The organism is Paraburkholderia sp. J11-2 (genome assembly GCF_905220185.1).
Classification (GTDB): Bacteria; Pseudomonadota; Gammaproteobacteria; order Burkholderiales; family Burkholderiaceae; genus Paraburkholderia.
This window is the reverse complement of sequence record NZ_CAJMYY010000036.1, coordinates 1-19,425: the sequence shown is the minus strand read 5'-3', so window position 1 is coordinate 19,425 and position 19,425 is coordinate 1. Positions and strand designations below refer to the sequence as shown.

The window sequence follows — 19,425 nt, the reverse complement described above, 5'->3', positions numbered from 1 at the left end:
TCGACAAGGAGTCCCCGATGTCCACGATATCCGACCCGGTGAGCGCGCCGCCTGTCCGCGCAGCCCAGCCCGGCTACCGCACGCTGTGGCGCTGGCATTTTTACGCAGGCCTATTCGTCATGCCCCTGCTGCTCGTGCTCGCCATCACGGGCACGATCTACTGCTTCCAGCCGCAGATCGAACCGCTGCTCTACCCGCAACGGCTGGTGGTCGCACCGGCGGCAACACCGCGCCTGCCCGTGGATGCGCTGCTGGCCCGCGCGCGCGCCGCGATGCCAGCGGATGCGCGTGCGTTGCGCGCGCACGTCGAATCGAACCCCGCGCGCAGCGCCGAGTTCGTTTTCGCGCTGCCTGGCGGGACCAAAGAGAGCGTGTACGTGAATCCGTACGATGGCGCGGTGCTCGGTACGCTCGACGTCGATCGCCGCTTCATGCAGGTCGTCCGCATGCTGCATCGCAAGCTCCTGCTCGGCAAGCCCGGCGAGTTGCTCATGGAACTGGCCGCCTGCTGGACGCTCGTGATGATCGCCACCGGCATTGCGCTCTGGTGGCCGCGCGCGGGCGCTTCGTGGCGCACTGCGCTGCTGCCTCGCTTTCGCGCGAGCGGAAGGCCATTCTGGAAGAGCGTGCACGCGAGCGTCGGCATCTGGCTCGCCGTGGGCGCGCTCGCGTTCGTGTTGAGCGGCTTGCCGTGGACGGGCTCGTGGGGCAAGCAGTTCAAGGCCCTCGCCACGCGCGCGAGTCTCGGCGCGCCGCGCGGCGCGTGGGGCGGCGGCCTCGCGCTGAAGTCTGCGCTGCCCGGTGTGCCGGCCGCCGTCGCGTCCGCCGCTAGCGCAGCCGCGGCGCAGCCTCGCGCAAGCCGCGCCGATCGTCAGGAACAGGGAGAGCACGCGGGCCACGACATGGCGTCGATGCCTGGCATGGTGATGGACGACATGCCGCTGCCGCTCGTGCCCTGGGCGGTCGGCGCGGTTCCCGTGCCGCACTCGCCAGAAGCGCCCGGCGCGCCCGGCGCACCGCAGCACTGGACGCTCGCTCAGGTGGTCGCCCAGATGCGCGATCTCGGCGTGCGCGACGGCTACGACATCGTGCTGCCCGCCGCGCCCGATGGCGTCTACACGGTCTCGTACTTCCCGGCCGATCCGAAAGCGGAGCGCACTGTGTATATCGACCAGTACAGCGGCGCCGTGCTGAAGGACATCCGCTATGAGGATTACGGCGCAGTCTCGCAAGCCATTTCGTACGGGACGTCGCTGCACATGGGCCGCTACTTTGGCCTCGCTAACCAGCTGATCTGCGCGGCGATCTCACTGGGCCTCGGCGCGCTTGCGGCAACCGGCTTCGCGATGTGGTGGATGCGCCGTCCCGCGCGCAAGATGGGGGTATCTGGCACGCTGGCTGCGCCACCGCGCGAGCACGCCGCGCCGCCGTTGCGTGCCTGGAAAACCGCTCTCGTGCTGCTCGGCATCGTGTTTCCGCTGATGGGCGCGACGCTCGTGGCGGTCTGGCTGTTCGACCGCGCCGCCTTCCGGCGTCCGTAGAGGCAACGGCACCGTGAACGGCCCCGCGGTAATCTGCGGACACAATTGCGTCTGAACCTGGCTGCCCCAAACGGTTTCAAACGTATATATGCGGAGATCATTGTGTTGCGCCTAATTTCGGCTCTTGGCGCGGCCGCGGTGCTTGCGGGCTGCGCGGTCGCGCCTTATCCGGCTTACCCCGGCTACTACGGCTATGGCTACCCCTACTATTCAGGCTATCCGTACGCCTACGGTTACGACTACTACCCCGGTTATTTCGGCGGCGGCTATGGCGGCATCACCATCTGGGGCGGTGGCGGCGGATGCTGCTATCACCACGGCTGGCACGGCGGCCATGGTGGGGGCTGGCACGGCGGCGGTGGACACGGCGGCGGGTGGCATGGAGGCGGTGGCGGCACGTGGCAAGGCGGCGGCGGTGGCATGGGGGCGGGCGGCGGCCACGGCCACTAACCGCTCACACCGGAACCGGCCTCTTCAACCGGCCCCTGCGCCCCACGCGCGGCCGTAGCGCCTACACGCGCCCGTTCACGGGAATCAGCGCGCCCGTCACTGCCTGTGCGTCGGCGCTCAGCAAAAACGCAATCACCGTCGCGATCTCGCGCGGCTGCACCCAGCGCGTGAAATCGGCGTCCGGCATGTCGGCGCGGTTTTGCGGCGTGTCGATGATGCTCGGCAAAATCGCATTCACCGTCACGCCCTTGTCCTTCAGCTCTTCCGCGAGCGCTTCCGTCAGGCGCGCCACACCCGCCTTCGACGCCGAATACGCGCCCATTCCGAGTCCTGCCTTGAGCCCCGCGCCCGCGCCGATGTTGACCACCCGCCCCGCGCCGCTCTTCACGAGATCAGGCAGCGCGGCCTTCGAGGCATTGAGCGCCGTCTTCACGTTCAGATCGAACATCAGATCCCACGTGCGCGGGTCGCCGTCGCCGATGGTTTCCCACCGGAACGCGCCCGCCACATTGACGAGCGCGTCGAGGCCGCCGAGCTTCTCATGCAGCGTGCCGAACGCCGCCTGGGCCGCCTGCGCGTCGACGAGATCGACGCCGCCCATGCACAGCGCGCCCGCGAGCGCGGCGGACAGCGCTGCCGCGTCGGGCGCTGCGCCGCGGCCGATCAGCGCCACGCGCGCGCCGCGTTCGGCCAGCAATTGCGCCGTCGCCAGACCCAGGCTGCCAAAACCGCCCGTTACCGCGACCACCTTGCCGTTCAAACCGTTTTCCATGTGCTTGTTCCTTTCGTTGCTTCACTAACCTGAATTCGATGCCGTCCGCGCGATCCGTGCGGGCGCCGCTCGCGCCACGTTACGCGAGGCGCGGCCTTCCATCAACCCGTGCGCATTCATCCGTGGCGCGCATCCGTGCGCACCGTGGCGAGCGCGCGCTGCTTGCGCAGGTTCTCCGTGGTTTCGCCGCCGCCGTCCGCGCGCCAGCCCGGCGGCAGGAACACGTAGCGCACGGCGGTCCAGAGGGTCTTCGCCGTCACGACATCGCGTGCGAGCGTCGCCCAGTGTTCGAGTTCGACGACGAACGGATTGCGCGAGCGCACGGGCGTCACGAGGCCGTAGCGGCACGGCTCTTCGGCGCGCTCTTGCACATATGTGCCGAACAGCCGGTCGAAAACGATCAGGACTCCGCCATAGTTCGCATCGAGGTAGTCGACGTTCGAAGCATGATGCACGCGATGGTTCGACGGCGTGTTGAACACGTACTCGAGCCAGCCGAGCTTCGGAATCCACGTGTTGTGCAGCCAGAACTGATAGAGCAGGTTCAACGAGAGGATGGCGAGCACGACTTCGGGACGCACGCCGAGCCATACGAGCGGCGTGAAGAACATGGCCGGCCCGGTGAGCTTGCCGGTCCACCCGAGCCGGTACGCCGAAGAAAGCGTCAACTGGTTCGGCGAATGGTGCACGGCGTGCGTTGCCCAGAAGAAGCGGATGCGGTGCGACGCGCGGTGATACCAGTAATAGCAGAACTCCTGACCGATGAAGACCAGCAGCGCAAGCGCAACGGTGTCGATATTCAGCGTGAAGAGGCGGTGCTCCCAGGCGAAGTCGAAGATGGGCGTGGCGAGCGAGAGCGGCAAGAGCGCGAAGAGCTTGCGGCCCGCTAGATCGGCGAGCGAGAGCCAAACTTCAGACCAATCGAAGGGAGCCTCTCCTTTCGCTTCGCGGCGCTTCCTGAAGGTGAGCACGCATGCCTCGATCAGCGAGACAGCGACGACGAACAGCGTGACATAGAACGCGAGTTTTCCTGTGGTGAGCATGATGGATCGTGTGCAATAGGCGCGTCTTGCGCGGTGAAGAAAGACGCGTTTTGCACGGGAAACAGCACCTGCAGCGCGTCGGATGAAGGGCACTGTAGTGGCGCTCGCGGGGAAAGACCACGCGCAAAGTATGTCGGGATATGTCACGCGCGCGGCGCGCGAAACCCGCCGGCACGCCCGCCGCCCCGCGTGCGCGGGATGACGCCGGCGAGAGCCTCGCGACGTGTAACACCGCGACATGGTTTATGACGCGACTTCAAAAGAGCGCAGCCCTATAGTTCGTTCCGCTGACACGCCACAGCGTGCCCTACGAAACGAACCGCAAGGACCTCTGATGAAAACGCTCCCTCTCGTCGTCGCCGCAATCATCGGCTTCGCCAGCGCCCCCGCTTTCGCCGGCTGGTCCGGCCACGGCACGGCGTACACGCCCCACGGCACGTACAACGGCGCGCACTACGGGTCCTGCGGCGGCGGCACCTGCTCGCATGCGGGCGGCGTGGCCGGTCCCTGGGGCGGCGTCGCCACCAACAGCGGCTCCGTAACCCGCACCGCGCCCGGCCAGTTCAGCAACAGCGGCACGGCCTACGGTCCGAACGGCCGCTCGGTCCAGCATTCGGGCGATACGAGCTGCGCGAGCGGCACCTGCTCGCACACCGGCTCGCTCGACGGCTCGGACGGCCGCAGCGCGAACACCTCGGGCAGCGTGACGCGCACAGCGCCGGGCCAGTACTCGTCGACGGGCACGGTGACGACCGGCAACGGCAACACCTACGGGCACACGGCGTCCACCTCCTGCGCGGGCAGCACGTGCAATCGCTCGGGCACTGTAACGGGCACGCAGGGCGGCAGCGTCTATCACTCGGGCAGCGCCACGGGCGTCGGCACCGGCGTCGTCACGACGGGCGGCGGCACGACCGTCGTTCACGGCGGCACGGTGACCACGAGCGGCACGACGGTGGTGCATGGCACGGTCGCGACAACCGGCACGACGGTCGCCGTCGTGGGCGCCCCGGCTCCCGCCCCCGTGCCGGTGGTCGTGACGCCGCCGCCGCCCAGCACCACGGTGTACGTCGCTCCGCCGCCGCCCGCGCCCAAGACGGTGGTTGTCGCACCCGCGCCGGCACCTGCGCCGCAGACGGTTTATGTCGCGCCGCCCGCACCGAAACCCGTCTATGTCGCGCCGCCCGCTCCGAAGGTCGTCTATGTGGCCCCGCCGGCACCGAAGGTCGTCTACGTGGGCCAGCCGCTGCCGCGCGCCGTGTACATCGCGCCGCGCCCCGCCGTGTGGATTCCTGGCCACTGGGTCGGCCGCGTGTGGATTCCCGGCCACTGGGCCTGAATCGCCACGGGCGGCTGCGCGCTCGCTTGACCGGCAGCCGCTGCTCGTTTCACCGGTTTCATTCGCTTTATCAACCGGCCGGCAAGCTACGTCGGCCACCTCACGGAGAACACCATGAAGAAGATGATCGCTGCCCTCGTTTTGTGTATCGTTTCAGCAGCGGTTTGCGTGCCGGCATCGGCTCAGGCCTTGCCAGGCGGTACAGGCGCGCCGACCAGTGCGGCAAACAGCGCGCGAGTCGAACGCATGATGGCGCAGTTGCAAGGGCGCTTTGCCGCCGCGAACACGACGCACGACGGCAAGCTCACGCGCGAACAAGCGCAGGCGGGCATGCCGATGGTCGCGCAGCACTTCGACGAAATCGACGCGCAAAAGGCCGGCTTCGTCACCCTCGCGCAGATCGAGGACTTCATGCGAGCGCGCGCAGCAGCCCGATGAACGCCGGAGGCGTCAGATGGAGCAGGCAAACAGGATCATCGTGCTCGACGACGAGGCCGAACTGCGCAACATGCTGCAGCGCTTTCTCACGAGCCAGGGTTTCGAGGTGCGCGCCGTTGCCGACGGCAAGCGCCTCGACCGCCTGCTCCAGCGCGAGCCCTATGACCTGCTCGTGCTCGATCTCATGATGGAGCCAGAAGACGGCCTCACGGTCTGCCGCCGCCTGCGCGCCGAAGGTCAGACGTTACCGATCCTCATGCTCACGGCAAAGGGCGACGCCGCCGACAAGGTAATCGGCCTGGAAACGGGCGCCGACGACTACCTCGCGAAGCCCTTCCTTCCCGACGAACTGGTCGCGCGCATTCGCGCCCTGCTGCGCCGCCAGAAGATGGCCGCAGGCGAGCCCACGGTCACCTCGCAGATGCTGCGCTTCGGCGACTTTCAGTTCGACGTTGGCAAACAAACGCTCTACCGCGGCGGCGCGCCAGTCGAAGTCCATTCCGCGCAAATGTTGCTGCTTCACGCGCTCGGCTCGTCGCCGAACCGCGCCGTGAGCCGCGAGATACTGCTCGCGCGCGCACGCGGGCGCGACCACAACGCGCTCGACCGCAGCGTGGACGTGCAGATCCTGCGCCTGCGCCAGATCGTCGAGGACGATCCCGCCAAGCCGCGCTTCATCAAGACCGTCTGGGGCATCGGCTACATGCTGGTGGCCGGCGTCGAATCGTAATGCGCTTGCGGCTGCCGCGCTCCCTCCTCTCGCGCAACATCGCGCTGCTGGTGGCGCTCGTCGCGCTGTCGCAAGTCTGCTCGCTCGCCGTGCTTCTGCACTTCGTGCAGCGCCCGCGCATCGAGCGCGCGTCGATCATCTTCGCCGATTACGTGAAGCTGCTCGATACCACGCTCGCCGCCATGCCGCCCGCTGAGGGGCGCGCGGCGGCCGCTCGGCTCGAGACACGCAATACGGCGCCGCCGCAGGCGCCCGCTGAAACGCACCCGAGTCTCGTCGACTTTTTCCGCACCTGGCAGCGCGATGTGTTCGTCGAAGCGCTGCAACGGCATCTGCCGCCCGACCTGCTGGTGCGCTGGGAGGCGAGCGACGACGACGCCGAACCCGCGGCGGATGGCAAAGGCGCGCAGGAACGGCTGTGGATCCGCCTTCACGCGGCGGGCGAGCCGGTATGGGTCGCGCTTCCCATGACGGCAGACGCGCGCGCGAGCGGCATTACCACGGCGCTGGTCCTCTCCGCCGCGCTCGCGCTGCTCGCGGTGCTCACGGGCTATCTGTTGCAGCGCCACATCAACCAGCCGCTGCGCAAGCTCGCGCGCGCGGCGCGGCGCGTGAGCGCCGGCGAAACGCCTCCGCCGCTGCCGACCAACGGCCCCACCGAAATCGCCCAAGTCAGCCGCGCCTTCAACCAGATGACCGAAGCGCTGAAGCAGGCCGAGGCCACGCGCGCGCTGATGCTGGCCGGCGTGTCGCACGACATCCGCACGCCGCTCACGAAACTGCGCCTCGCGATTGCGATGGCACTGCCGCGTGGCAGCAACGACGCGCTCGTGGCCTCGTCCGAGAGCTATCTGGACCAGATCGACACGATCCTCCAGCAGTTCATGGACTACGCGGGCAGCGGCGAGCGCGAAGCGCCGCAGCCGGGCGACCTCAATGCGCTCGCCGGGCAGCTCGTTGCCGACTTCGCCGGGCTCGGCCATGAGTTCGATTTCGACGAAGGCGAACTGCCGGTGTTCGCGTTTCGGCCCATCGCCGTTATGCGTCTGCTGATGAATCTCATGCAAAACGCCGTGAACTATGGGCGCACAGGTCTGACGATTCGCACCTGGCGCGACGGCGACGCCGCCTGCGTGATCGTTGCCGATCGCGGCAACGGCATCCGCGCCGAAGAGCTGGAGCGCCTCAAATCCCCCTTCAGCCGCGGCGCGAACGCCCGCACGCACTCGGGCGGCTCGGGCCTGGGCCTTGCCATCGTCGAGCGGATCGCACGGCTGCACGGCGGTTCGCTCACCTTCCGCGACCGCGAAGGCGGCGGCCTCGAAGCCGTCGTGCGCCTGCCGCTGAACCGTCCCTCAGCGGGGCAGAACGGCGCGCCGCACGCCACGCGCGCATGACATGACTCGACATAATTTGCGCGTGGATTTCGCGCGCCCTTCCCCCCATACTTGCGCCTGAGCCTGAGCAACGGAACGAAGCAAACCGGAGCCCAGACGCCGAAGCACCAAGGTCGATAGTTCGCCATCCTGAATGATTTGCGAGTATCGGCAGACACGAGACACGCTTTCACGCAAAGGACATCGACATGCAATCGCTCATCAACTTTCTCGTCAACAAGGCCAAGCGCATCGTGGGCGCCACGTTCCTCGCGGGTTCGCTGTTCGCTAGCGGCTGCGCATCGGCGGCGCCTGTCGTGCAAACGAACGGGCCGCTCCCGCAACTGCACGCCGACGTCGTCTACGTCTACACGTTCGACGCCGCCGCGGACCAGGTGCAACTGGACAACACCGGCATGCTGCACAAGCTCAAGACGATGGCGAGCGGCGAGTCGTCGGCGCAGCAGCAACAGCAGGCCGCGCTGCAAACGCGCGAGCATCTCGCCGATCAACTCGTGAGCGAACTCCAGAAAATGGGCCTGCCCGCCGTGCGCATGGACGGCCCCGCACCCGCCGGCCGCAACGCGCTGATCGTGCAAGGCCGCATCGACACGATGGACGCGGGCAGCCGCCGCCGCCGCATGCTGATCGGTCTCGGCGCGGGCAAGAGCGAAGTGGGCGCGACGATTGCGGTACTGTTCCAGCCGGCCAACGGCGGCGAGCCGCAGCCGCTCCTGAGCTTCCAGACGACGGCGAATAGCGGTTATATGCCCGGCATGGCCGAAACGGCGGGCGTGGGCGCGGCGGCGGGCCACGTCGCGACGGCGGCGGTGGTGGGCGGCGGCCTGCACGGCGCATCGGAGGCGAAGCGCGACACGCTCTCGTCGGATGCCGGCAAGCTGGCCCGCTCGATCGCGAAAGCAGTCACACAGATCAGCACGCAGAACGGCTGGATGGCAACGACGACGAAGAGCTGATACGGGGGAAGCGCGCAGAGCAACGTAGCGCGAGGGCTCACGCCCTTTAAGGCGGCGGTTCGATACCGCCGCCGTTTTTTGCTTACTGCGCGAGCGGCTCGCCCTGTGCCTGCGGCTCTCGATAATGCGCGAACTTCGACGTGTGTCCGATACCCGGATTGAAGCAGTTGCACGGATCGAGCGTTTCGTAGAACGACTTCAGCGCAGGCTTCGCATCGTAGAGATGGCCCACATTGTGTTCGGCGGGATATTCGGCGCCACGCGCGTCGAGCAGCTTCCACATCTCGTGTTCGAGCGCGAGGCAATCATTGCCCTTGCGAACGATGTAGTCCTGATGAAACACATGGCAAAAGAAATGCCCGTAATACAGCTTGATCGCGATGGGCTTTTCCACCGCCTCGGGCAAATGCTCGAACCAGTCGCGATCGTTGCGCCGAAGCGCGATATCGAGCGCGACGATGTCCTCCACTTCGTCGGCATGCACCGCGCGATAGCGCACCGCCGCGCCCGCCGCCGCGAAGCGATGGAGAAACGCCTTGCTGCCCTCTTCATCGGTACACTCGAAATAATCGCCGCTCGCCGTGCCGAAAAACGTGCTCAGGTAAGCACGCGTTTCGTCCACCATATCGGCCGATACCTTGAGCATCAAATGATGCTCGTAGCGCTGCCGGTAGTCCTTGAGCCGTGCGGGCAGATGGGCTGGAAAGCACTGGCTCACCGCCTGCGCCACGCGGTCGGTGAAATGCGCAGGCAAGAACGGCAGCCGTTCGAAAAACGCGTCGCAGCGGCTCTTGAACGCAAACAGCGCGGGCAGGCGCCGCGTGCCGAGATGCTGGATCAGGAGAAACATGTCCTTGCCGTAGCGTTCGGCAATATCGAAAGCGTCTCGATGCAGGTATTCGCCCGCGACAGGCAGCTTCGAGAACTTGCCGAGTATGTCGCGGCGCAGGTCGGTCAGTTCGGCCGTTTCATTCGTGCCGATGTAGAACACTTTCGCGCCCCGCTCCATGGGAAACGTGTCGAGCCGCACCGCGAACACCATCACCTTGCCAGCCGACCCCGCCGCTTCGTGCAGTCGCAGCGGGTCGGCGTTATAACGCGCGGGCGTGTGAGCGTCGATGTCGCGCACGTGATCCGCGTAATCGTGGTCGGAAGCCGCGCCCGCGTCGTGCAGGATATCGGCTTCGGGCAGCTCGCCGCGATCGAGGCGGCCGAGCACGTCTTCCGGTGTTTCGCCAAGCCGGATGCCGAGATGATTCACGAGCGCGAGACGCCCTGCCGCGTCCACCCGCGCGAACACGGTCATTTCCGTATAGGCCGGGCCGCGCCGCACGAGCGAGCCACCCGAGTTGTTGCACACACCGCCGACGACCGAAGCGCCCAGGCATGAGGAGCCAATGACCGAATGCGGCTCGCGCCCGAGCGGCTTGAGCGTCTGCTCCAGCTGATCGAGCGTCGAGCCCGGCAGACAGACCACCTGCTTGCCGCCGTCGATCACATAGACCTTGCGCATGCGCGTCATGCTCACGATCACGACCTCGCGGTCGTAGTCGTCGCCGTCGGGCGTGGAGCCGCCCGTGAGGCCCGTATTCGAAGCCTGCGAGATGACGATTGCATTCGCGGCCACGCACGCCTCCAGCACCCGCCACTGTTCGACGAGCGTGCCGGGCCGCACGACCGCCGCCACGCTCCCCTCGCCGAAGCGAAAGCCCTTGCGGTAACGCCGCGTGGCTTCGTCGCCGGTCAGTACGTGCTGGCGGCCGACGACGGCGCGCAACGACGCGACAAGCGGCCCGCGCCCCGCGCTCCGGTTCGTGGTGGACATGCGAACGGCTCCTGCAGAGAACGATGATCGCGCAAGGATAAAACCCGCGACCCACGGCGTCCAATATCGCAACCACGCTCGATCAAGACGAAAAAGATATCGATCGTCTTCGGTGCCAGGCAGGATCAGCCCTGCGGCACATGCCGCGGCGCATCGCGCACGATGCGCACGAAGTTCTGCACCGTGGGCGCCGTTTCGCGCGGACGGTGCACGAGTGCGATGGTCGTGTGCAGCGTGCCGCCCTTGAGATCGTGATACGTCACGCCTTTGGCCTGGATCTGGCGCATCGAAGCAGGAATGAGCGTGACGCCGAAGCCCGCTGCCGCCATGTTGACCGTCGAGGAAATCTGCGGCGACTCCATGCTGATCACCGGATTGAAGCCCGCTGCGTGGCACGCGCTGATGATCGAGTCGTAGAGATCGGGGCCGATCGGGCGTGGAAACAGAATGAGCGGGTCACCCGCCAGGTCGCCGAGGTCGAGGCTGCGGCGGCGTGCGAGACGATGGCGCGGCGGCAGCACGGCGAGCACGTCCTCTTCCACGAGCGCCTGGGTGGCGAGGCCGCGGCAATCGAGCGGCAGGCGCACGAACGCGGCATCGACCTTCGCCTCGCTCACGCGCTCCAGCAGCACCGAGCTATTGCTCTCCTCGCACCCGATCGCGACACCCGGATACGCGCTGCGAAAGCGTTGCAGCACGGTCGCGACGAGCGGATGAAACACCGTGGAACCCGCGAAGCCGAGCACGAGCCTCCCAGACTCGCCACGCCCCGCGTTTTGCGCCTCCGCGAGCGCCAGATCGGCGTCGTCGACAATGCGTTGCGCGCGCTCGCGAAAGAGCCGCCCGGCCTCGGTCAACTCCACGCGCCGGGAGTGGCGGATAAAGAGCCGCGTGCCGATTTCCTTTTCGAGCTTGAGGATCTGCTGGCTGAGCGGCGGCTGCGCAATGCCGAGAGAGGCGGCAGCCTCACTGAAATGCAGATGCTCCGCGACGGCGAGAAAGTAGCGTAGTTGCCGGAATTCCATATCTTTTTCGTCTTGATGCAACCGGTGGATTGTGAACCGGCTACCGGTATGCATCAAGACGGCGCGCACACCCAGATCTCACCCAAGCCCCATGCGCGTCTCGTCGACAAACTTCTCCGTGGCATCGTCGATCTTGCGGCCCTTGCGGCCGGCGGGCCCATGAATGTAGACGGTCTTCATGTCGGCCTGCGGCGCGCCAGTCATGCCAGGCGGCGGCGTCATCTCGTAGCGGACCTCCCGCGCATGATCGGCCATTTGCAGGCGCGGATCGAACACCGAGTTGAAGCGCCACAGCATGCGCACGAAATTGGTCTGGCCGCGCAACAGCAGGTGCGTGGCCTGCCCGGCCGCGCCGCGCAGCGCGGTCCAGCCCATGTGCTTGCGATTGAGCACCTGCTGCGTTTTCACGAGTTCCGCGTAGAACTCGGGCAGCGGCAGCTTCGTCGGCACCACGGCGTGCTGGATGTCGTAGAGCCGGTAATCGAGGCTCGTGAGGCGCCGTGCTTCGCGTTGCCAGTTCTCCGTGCCCGGATACGGCGTATTCACGCTGATATTGACGATCTCGGGAATGTCCAGGCACCACTGACGGATCGTCTCGAAGCGTTCTCGGTCCCAGTCCGGATCGGCAATCAGGTTGATCGCGACGGTAATCCCGAGCGAACGCGCGAACTCGAGCGCCTCGAAGTTCCGGTCGAGGCTGATCCGCTTGCGAAACGCCTTGAGCCCCTCCTCGTCGATCGCCTCCAGACCGAGGAACATGTACTTCAGCCCAATGGACTCCCACAGGCGGAACACGTCCTTGTTGCGTAGAAGCACGTCGCCGCGCGTTTCCAGGTAGTAGCGCTTCTTGATGCCGCGCCGCTTGATCGCCTCGCCGATCGCCATGCCGTGTTCGGCATGCACGAACGCCACGTCGTCGACGATGAACACGCCCGGTTCGCGCAGCGCGGCCAGTTCGTCCACGACGACTTCGGGGCTGCGCGTGCGATAGCTGCGTCCATAGAACGTCCACGCGCTGCAGAACGTGCAGTCCCATGGGCAGCCACGTGCGAATTCAATGGAGGCACAAGGATCGAGCGTGCCGATGAAGTACTTGCGGCGATGGCGCAGCAGGTCGCGCGCGGGCCGCACAGGATCGAGATTCTCGACGAAACGTGGCGGCGGTCCCGACCCGTGGCTCGTCAAGACACCGGGCACGGCGAGCAGATCGGTGCCGTGCGTCACCGCTTCGAGCAGTTCGTTGACCGAAGCTTCGCCCTCGCCGCGCAGCACGCAGTCGATCGCGCCTTCGGCATGGCGCAGCAGATCGGGCGCAGTGAACGACACACTGTGCCCGCCCACGAACACGAAACACGAGGGCAGCGCGGCTTTCACGGCCTTCGACAGGTCGATGATCTCGGGAATGTTGGCGAGATAGTTGCCCGAGAAGCACAGCGCCTCGGGCCGCCAGTCGCGCACCATGCGCATGAGGTCGCGGTGCGTCTGAACCTGCAGATCGAGAAGCCGCACATCGTGGCCCGCGTCGCGCGCCGTGCCGGCCACGGATTCGAGGCCCAGCGGCTCGAGCCGCAGGAACACGCGCGTGTACATCAGTCCGCTCGGGTGGACCGCAAGCAATTTCATGAAGCCTCCTTGCGAAGGACCGCTGCTTCGCGAGAGTCTACGCGCGTTGGCGGATCGCTGCCGCGCGGCGTGTCGCCCGCAGGAACAACGCTCAGAAACTGCCGAACAGCGAGCCGAGCACGATCACCACAGCGAGCGCAATGATCGCGCCGACGATGCTCACCACCACGAGGTCGCGGTAGCTTTCGCGATGCGTCGAACCGCACACGGCCAGCAGTGTGACCACGGCGCCGTTGTGCGGCAGGCTGTCGAGCGTGCCCGACGACATCACGGCAACGCGATGCAGCAAAGCGGGATCGATACCGTGCTGCGCGGCGAGTTGCATGTAGGTGCCGCCGAGCGCGTCGAGCGCGATGGTCAAGCCGCCCGAAGCCGAGCCCGTGAGCCCGGCGAGCAGGTTCGTGGCTACGGCGAGCGAAACGAGCGGGCCGCCGCCGATGCCGAGCACCCAGTCGCGCACGGCCTCGAACGCCGGCAAGGCGGCAATCACGGCGCCGTAGCCCACGAGACTGCCCACGCTCAGCACCGGCAGCACCGAGGCGTTGGCGCCCGCGTCGACGCTTTCGCGCAGCGCGGCGAGCCGCCCGCGATTCAACGCCACCAGCACGATAATGCCGAGCGTGAGCGCAACGCACACGCCCCATACCCCCGCCACCGCCGAAAGCGTGGTCGAGCCCCAGCGCGGTTCGGCGAGATAAGACGCGTCGATGCGCGGGAACACCACGACGTTCATCACGAAGTTCATCGCCACGACGACCACGAGCGGCGCGAGCGCGGCGAACGGCGACGGCGGCCCGGCATGGCCCGGTGCCGCTGCGCCATTGCCGATCTCGGCGGGGTCGAAGGCTTGCGCGAGGCTCGCGCGCTCACGCACGAGCGAGGACTTGCCGCGTTCTTCGTCATCGGCGCCGCCGTTGTCGGGCTCGACGAAACCTTCGCCGTTGCGCCGCGCCGCCGCCGCCGCGCGCCCGAGCCACCAGAGGCCGAAGGCCGCCATCACGACACTCGCGATCACGCCAAGCCCCGGCGCGGCAAACGGCGTCGTGCCGAAAAACGGCATGGGAATGGCGTTTTGCAGCGCGGGCGTGCCGGGCAGCGCCGACATCGTGAAGGTCGCCGTGCCGAGCATGATCGCGGCGGGCATCAGGCGGCGCGGGATATCGGCGGAGCGAAAGAGCGCCTGCGCCATTGGCGCGAGCACGAAGAACGCAACGAAGAGGCTCACGCCGCCATAGGTGACGAGCGCGCCGCCCAGCACCACGGCCACGAGCGCGTGACGCGTGCCGAGTTTGTCGATCATGAGGCGCGCCACGGCGTCCACCGAGCCGCTGTCCTCCATCAGCTTGCCGAACAGCGAGCCGAGCAGGAAAAGCGGAAAGAACTGGGCGAGAAAGCGGCCCGTGCTCGCCATGAATGTTTGCGTCCAATGCGCGAGCACCGGCTCGCCCGAAATGAGCGCGGCCAGCATGGCGCACAGCGGCGCGAGCAGCAGCACGCTCCAGCCTCGATATGCGAGCCAGATCAGCAGCGAGAGGCTCGCGAGCATGCCCGCGAGGCCGATAACCAGCGTGCCCGCGCTCATTGCAGCACCCCTTCGAGCAGCGCCTCGAAATCGAACGTCGACGCCTCGCCGAGCTGCGCGCCGTGCTGCGCGAGGAATTCGTCGGCGGTGCGGCGGCCTTCGTCGCGCAGCATCGTGATGAACGACCACTCGGCGTTCAGTTTCGACGACGAGCCCAGCGTGACGAGCTTCGCGCTATGCACGCGATGCAGGCGCATATGCGCCCAACGGCGGCCCTCCTCGCTGCCCGCATCGGCAACCTTGTGCAGCAGCGCCATCATGCGCAGCTCCTTGATTAGCGGCGAATTGAACGCGATCTCGTTCACGCGGTTGATGATGTCGCGCGCCGAGCGCGGCGTGCCCGCGCGCTCCACGGGGTTCACCTGCACGAGGATCGTGTCGATCGAATCGGTTTCGCGGATCAGCGGCGTCATGGTGGGATTGCCCGCGTAACCGCCGTCCCAGTAAGCTTCGCCGTCGATCTCGACGGCCTGGAAGAGCGTAGGCAGGCAAGCCGAGGCGAGCAGCGCGTCGGGCGTGACGTCGGCATTGCGGAACACGCGCGCCTGACCGTTGGACACGCGCGTGGCCGTGACGAAGAGCTTGATGCGCGACTGGCGCAATGCCTCGAAGTCGATGGTGTCGGCAAGGATCGTGCGCAAAGGGTTCACGCTCCCCGGATTCAGATCGTACGGGGAGACGACGCGCGCCATCATGTCGAGCGCGACGAACATGGGCGAATGATCGAGCGTCCAGCGGCCGAGCAGGATGTCGACGGGGCCGCGCCGGAACGGGCTGAAGCGCGCGGCGTCGGACACGCGGCGCCAGAAGCGCTCGAGCGCCTCGCGCGCGCCGGCCGCGCCCCCGCGCGCATGGCCGCTCGCGAGCACGGCGGCGTTCATCGCGCCCGCCGAGGTGCCCGAAATCCCTTCGATCTGCAACCACGGCTCCTCGAGCAGGCGGTCGAGCACGCCCCATGTGTAAGCGCCATGGGAGCCGCCGCCTTGCAGTGCGAGATCGACGAGCAAGGGCTCGGCGCGGGTCGTGCGGGTTGACGTCTCGGCTTCGGCGGGCATTGCGGCTCCGTTCCAGATCGACCACGGGCGAGATTACAGGAAAAGTTCAAATGGCCGCGCGAGAATGACGCAGCGCGCAATGAGGTTTCAGAAGCGGGTTTCAGGCACGCGTTTCAGGCGCGCTTTGCGCGGGCTCGAATCGTGCAGGGCGCGCCGGCGCGTCGCGGGGGCGTTTGGTAGACTGGATCTTCTGTCACGCTTTCCAGCCTTGCCGTGCCGAATGCCCATTCGCTTCATGGGCCGCTTTCGCTGTCGGGTCCGCTTCCCGCCCTGCTCGCCGAAATCCGCGCCTGCCATGCCTGCGCCGACGCGCTGCCGCTCGGCCCGCGCCCCGTGCTGCAGGCGAGCGAAACGGCAAGCCTGCTGATCGTTGGCCAGGCGCCCGGCGCGAAGGTCCATGCCTCGGGCGTGCCGTGGGACGACGCGAGCGGCAAACGCCTGCGCGCGTGGCTCGGCATCGACAGCGAAACGTTCTACGACGCCGCCCAGGTCGCGCTCGTGCCGATGGGCTTTTGCTACCCCGGCCGCGGCAGCGGCGGGGACAACCCGCCGCGCCCGGAATGCGCCCCGCTATGGCACGCGCGCCTCGTCAAACAGCTGCGCGGCGTGCGGCTCACGCTGCTTGTCGGCCAGTATGCCCAGCGCTATTTTCTGGGCAGCGAGCGTCGCAGCTCGCTCACTGAAACCGTGGCGGCCTGGCGCGACTACGCACCCAATTTCGTGCCGCTCCCGCACCCGTCGCCACGCAATCAGGCTTGGTTCAAGCGCCACCCGTGGTTCGAACACGATGTCCTGCCGGCGCTGCAAGCACGCGTGCAGGCGTTGCTGGCGCCTGGGCGCAGCCGCCCTCCATCCGCAACCGGAGAACCGACAATGACGAAACCGGCAATCGATATCCAGCGCGTCTACGAGCCGCTGCCCGAGGGCGGGCACCACTGCTTTCTGGTGGACCGGCTGTGGCCGCGCGGCATGAGCAAGGAAAAACTCGCGAATGTGGAATGGGCGAAGGAGGCGGCGCCGAGCACCGAACTGCGCCAATGGTTCCACAAGGACCCGGACCAGTGGGACGAATTCAAGAAGCGCTATCTGGCCGAACTGAACGCCAATCCTGAAGCCTGGCATCCGCTCGCCGAAGCGGCCGGGAAGGGGCACATCACCCTGCTCTACGGCTCTCACGACACGCAGCGCAATCATGCAATCGTGCTGCGCGACTATCTGGCGAAGCACGCGATCAAATAAGCGGGCGGCGCTCAGGCGCCGCCCTTGTCACGCTCAAAAGAGATACATCCCCGCGACGAACACCACACCCGAGAACAGCAGCGTGGTCACGCAGTAACCCATGATGTCGCGCACGCCAAGGCCTGCGATCGCGAGCGCGGGCAGCGCCCAGAACGGCTGCGCCATGTTGGTCCACGCCTCGCCATAGGCAATTGCCATCGCGGACTTGCCGAGGTCCGCGCCGAGCGCCTGCGCCGCCGGCATCACGAACGGCCCCTGCACGACCCAGTGGCCGCCGCCCGAAGGCACCGCGAAGTTGATCACCGCCGAGCTGAGAAACACGAGCAGCGGGAACGTATGCACGTTCGCGATATCGACGAACCACTTCGTGATGACGCCCGCGAGACCCGAGTGGTCCATCAGCGCCTGAATGCCCGCGTAGAACGGAAACTGGATCATGATGCCCGAGGCGCCCCTCGCCGCGCCGGCCACGGCACGCGCGTAGGCCATCGGCGTTTTATGCAGCACGAGACCCGCCGCGAGGAACACGAGATTGACCGTGTCGATGTCGAGCGCGAAGCCTTTCGTGTGAAAGCGGATACCGAGGAACACGAAACACAGTGCCGCCACCAGCAGCGAGAGCGCGCGGCTTTCCTCGATGCGCTCGGCGAAGGTCGCGTCCGGGCCGAGCTTGCGCTCGACGCTCGGCGGATCTTCGAGCAGCGCGGGGTCGACCGAGACGACGTCTTCGGGCTTCGGCATCATGAGACGCACGAGAATCGGCAGCAGCACGATCAGTCCGAGCGTGATGAACGCGTTATAGCCCGTGAAGATGGTTTGCGAGACCGGGATCAGGCCCACGGCCTTTTCCATCGGGTTGCCCTTTGTGGCCGCCACGAGCGGCACCGAGCCGGAAAGGCCGCCGTGCCACGTGAGAAAGCCCATGTACGCGGCGGCAACGAGCAGCCGGTAGTCCGCGCCGCGCACCCGCCGCGCCACTTCGCGCGAGAACATCGCGCCGAGCACGAGGCCGAAGCCCCAGTTGATCGCGCAGGCAATCGCGCCCACGAACGCAACCAGCATCACGCCCTGGCCCGGCGTGCGCGCGCAACTTGCCAGCGCAACCAGCATGCGCTTGACCGGGCCGGAGCTGGCGAGCGCGTGGCCGGTCACGAGAATCAGGACCATCTGCATCGCGAACGCGAGCAGGTTCCAGAAGCCCGAACCCCACATCATGACGAGCGCTTCGGGCGGCTGCGGCGTGAGCGCGAACGCCAGCACGAAGGTCACGACGGTGAGGAGAATGGCGAAGATGAGCGGGTCCGGCAAGATCCGATGCACCACGCCGGTAAAGAAATGGGAAATACGCTGAATCACGTTGGTCTGCTCCTCGTCTGCTGATACGGAATCGGCCGCCTGTTTTCTTGGATGCGAACCGAGGCCGCGATTTTTGCACAGCGCGGCACAATGCGTGCGCCTCGCCGGCAAATCGCTCTACGCGCGCCCGACGTCCTGCCTGGCCCGTGATTGTGCGTCCGCACGAAATAAGCCGTTACATGCTCAAAGGCGCCCTAAAAGTCTTATCTGCTACCGTTAACGTCGCTATCTCAATAAACGTCCGGGTGGCTCCACCCAGCGGGAGGCAGGAATGCGCAAGCAGTTTCTTGGTGTCGTGCTCGCCGCGCTAGCCGGCATATTCGTGGCTTCACCGCCCGCGCACGCCCAGTCGCAGGCATTCACGAATCAGACCGTCAATATCTACGCAGGACCCGCAGCCGACTTTCCTATCGTCGCCCAGATTCCGGGTGGCGTGGCCGTGACGGTGTGGGGCTGCGTCGCCGGCTTCAGCTGGTGCGATATCGGCTTTCCGGGCCTGCGCGGCTGGGTCTACGGCACCTTCATCAGCTATCCATGGCAAGGGCAGCGCGTGCCGGTGATGAGCTATGGCCCGCGAATCGGTCTTCCCATCGTGACGTTCTCGCTCGGCGCGTACTGGGGCTCCCATTACCGCGACCGTCCGTGGTACTCGAATCAATCGCGCTGGGCGCGCCATCCGGGCCCGCGGCCCGTAGCGCCGCCGCCCGTGCGCCCGCGTCCGCCGAGTAGCCGTCCGCCTGGCGGCGCCCGGCCGCCCAACCAGGGCGGCGGGAATCGTCCGCCCCACAACAACGCAGGACCGGGAAACCGGCCACCCGGCGCGGGCTCCGGCAATAACAACGCGCGGCCACCGGGGCAAGGCAATGCCCGGCCACCCGGCCAGGGCGGCGGACGGCCGCCGGGACAAGGCGGCGGGCGACCACCCGGTGGTGGAAATAATCGACCGCCGGGTGGTGGCGCAAGCGGAGGCGGTGGTGGACCGGGCGGCAGCGGCGGCGGTGGCGGCCCTGGCGGCGGCGGCGGCGGCGGCGGCGGCGGCGGCGGTGGCGGTGGC

General features: G+C 67.2%; 17 protein-coding genes and 1 pseudogene. 10 read left to right on the top strand and 8 right to left on the bottom strand.

Annotated features, from left to right (window positions below):
• Positions 1 to 17 precede the first annotated feature (17 nt).
• Entirely contained in the window at positions 18 to 1,541 is a 1,524-nt protein-coding gene (locus U5A57_RS35495) for a PepSY domain-containing protein (RefSeq protein ID WP_321916369.1), read from the top strand.
• Positions 1,542 to 1,643: 102 nt separating this feature from the next.
• A complete protein-coding gene (locus U5A57_RS35490; RefSeq protein WP_321916367.1) occupies positions 1,644 to 1,991 on the top strand; it encodes a hypothetical protein in 348 nt (115 codons plus the stop codon).
• A 61-nt stretch (positions 1,992 to 2,052) separates the two neighbouring features.
• Here U5A57_RS35490 and U5A57_RS35485 read toward each other — a convergent pair whose 3' ends face one another.
• Positions 2,053 to 2,763: an SDR family NAD(P)-dependent oxidoreductase gene (locus U5A57_RS35485; protein ID WP_321916365.1), complete on the bottom strand. Its 711-nt coding sequence runs from the start codon at positions 2,761 to 2,763 to the stop codon at positions 2,053 to 2,055.
• Positions 2,764 to 2,879: 116 nt separating this feature from the next.
• Positions 2,880 to 3,806 (bottom strand): sterol desaturase family protein, encoded by a 927-nt coding sequence (locus tag U5A57_RS35480; protein WP_321916364.1) that lies wholly within the window; start codon positions 3,804 to 3,806, stop codon positions 2,880 to 2,882.
• Positions 3,807 to 4,140: 334 nt separating this feature from the next.
• Between U5A57_RS35480 and U5A57_RS35475 the strand changes: the two genes are divergently transcribed.
• The 5 genes from U5A57_RS35475 to U5A57_RS35455 all read left to right on the top strand — a co-directional run bounded on the left by U5A57_RS35475 (position 4,141) and on the right by U5A57_RS35455 (position 8,666).
• On the top strand, positions 4,141 to 5,145 hold the full coding sequence (locus U5A57_RS35475) for a hypothetical protein (RefSeq protein ID WP_321916362.1): 1,005 nt from the start codon (positions 4,141 to 4,143) through the stop codon (positions 5,143 to 5,145).
• A gap of 114 nt (positions 5,146 to 5,259) precedes the next feature.
• Positions 5,260 to 5,583, top strand: coding sequence for an EF-hand domain-containing protein (locus tag U5A57_RS35470; protein WP_321916360.1), 324 nt, complete (start codon positions 5,260 to 5,262; stop codon positions 5,581 to 5,583).
• A 16-nt stretch (positions 5,584 to 5,599) separates the two neighbouring features.
• The gene (locus tag U5A57_RS35465; RefSeq protein ID WP_321916358.1) at positions 5,600 to 6,313 is read left to right on the top strand and encodes a response regulator; all 714 of its coding nucleotides are present in this window, start codon (positions 5,600 to 5,602) and stop codon (positions 6,311 to 6,313) included.
• A complete protein-coding gene (locus U5A57_RS35460; RefSeq protein WP_321916356.1) occupies positions 6,313 to 7,710 on the top strand; it encodes an ATP-binding protein in 1,398 nt (465 codons plus the stop codon). Before U5A57_RS35465 ends, U5A57_RS35460 begins: the two co-directional genes overlap by 1 nt.
• 188 nt (positions 7,711 to 7,898) lie before the next feature.
• Complete coding sequence (locus tag U5A57_RS35455) at positions 7,899 to 8,666, top strand: DUF4410 domain-containing protein (protein ID WP_321916355.1); 768 nt, start codon at positions 7,899 to 7,901, stop codon at positions 8,664 to 8,666.
• Between the two features lie 82 nt (positions 8,667 to 8,748).
• Here the strand turns inward: U5A57_RS35455 and dld are convergent, their stop codons facing one another.
• The 5 genes from dld to U5A57_RS35430 form a co-directional block, all read right to left on the bottom strand.
• Positions 8,749 to 10,491, bottom strand: coding sequence for a D-lactate dehydrogenase (gene dld, locus U5A57_RS35450; protein ID WP_321916354.1), 1,743 nt, complete (start codon positions 10,489 to 10,491; stop codon positions 8,749 to 8,751).
• A gap of 125 nt (positions 10,492 to 10,616) precedes the next feature.
• Positions 10,617 to 11,516 carry a LysR family transcriptional regulator gene (locus U5A57_RS35445; protein WP_321916352.1) on the bottom strand — a complete coding sequence of 300 codons (900 nt, stop codon included), beginning with the start codon at positions 11,514 to 11,516 and terminating at the stop codon, positions 10,617 to 10,619.
• Between the two features lie 78 nt (positions 11,517 to 11,594).
• Positions 11,595 to 13,139, bottom strand: coding sequence for a hopanoid C-3 methylase HpnR (gene hpnR, locus U5A57_RS35440; RefSeq protein WP_321916350.1), 1,545 nt, complete (start codon positions 13,137 to 13,139; stop codon positions 11,595 to 11,597).
• 91 nt (positions 13,140 to 13,230) lie between these two features.
• Entirely contained in the window at positions 13,231 to 14,721 is a 1,491-nt protein-coding gene (locus U5A57_RS35435) for a GntP family permease (RefSeq protein ID WP_321916349.1), read from the bottom strand.
• The gene (locus tag U5A57_RS35430) at positions 14,718 to 15,776 is read right to left on the bottom strand and encodes a patatin-like phospholipase family protein (protein WP_321916347.1); all 1,059 of its coding nucleotides are present in this window, start codon (positions 15,774 to 15,776) and stop codon (positions 14,718 to 14,720) included. The genes U5A57_RS35435 and U5A57_RS35430 overlap by 4 nt, the downstream gene beginning before the upstream one ends.
• A gap of 249 nt (positions 15,777 to 16,025) precedes the next feature.
• Here U5A57_RS35430 and U5A57_RS35425 point away from each other — a divergent pair.
• Together U5A57_RS35425 and U5A57_RS35420 are read left to right on the top strand one after the other, a co-directional pair.
• Positions 16,026 to 16,607: pseudogene (locus tag U5A57_RS35425) on the top strand (uracil-DNA glycosylase family protein); the annotation flags it as partial.
• Positions 16,608 to 16,649: 42 nt separating this feature from the next.
• Entirely contained in the window at positions 16,650 to 17,015 is a 366-nt protein-coding gene (locus U5A57_RS35420) for a DUF488 domain-containing protein (RefSeq protein ID WP_321916455.1), read from the top strand.
• Positions 17,016 to 17,048: 33 nt separating this feature from the next.
• Here U5A57_RS35420 and U5A57_RS35415 read toward each other — a convergent pair whose 3' ends face one another.
• Entirely contained in the window at positions 17,049 to 18,371 is a 1,323-nt protein-coding gene (locus U5A57_RS35415; protein ID WP_321916345.1) for a TIGR00366 family protein, read from the bottom strand.
• A gap of 271 nt (positions 18,372 to 18,642) precedes the next feature.
• On the opposite strand from U5A57_RS35415, the gene U5A57_RS35410 reads away from it, so the two are divergent.
• A partial coding sequence (locus U5A57_RS35410; protein ID WP_321916343.1) for an SH3 domain-containing protein occupies positions 18,643 to 19,425 on the top strand: 783 nt, incomplete at its 3' end.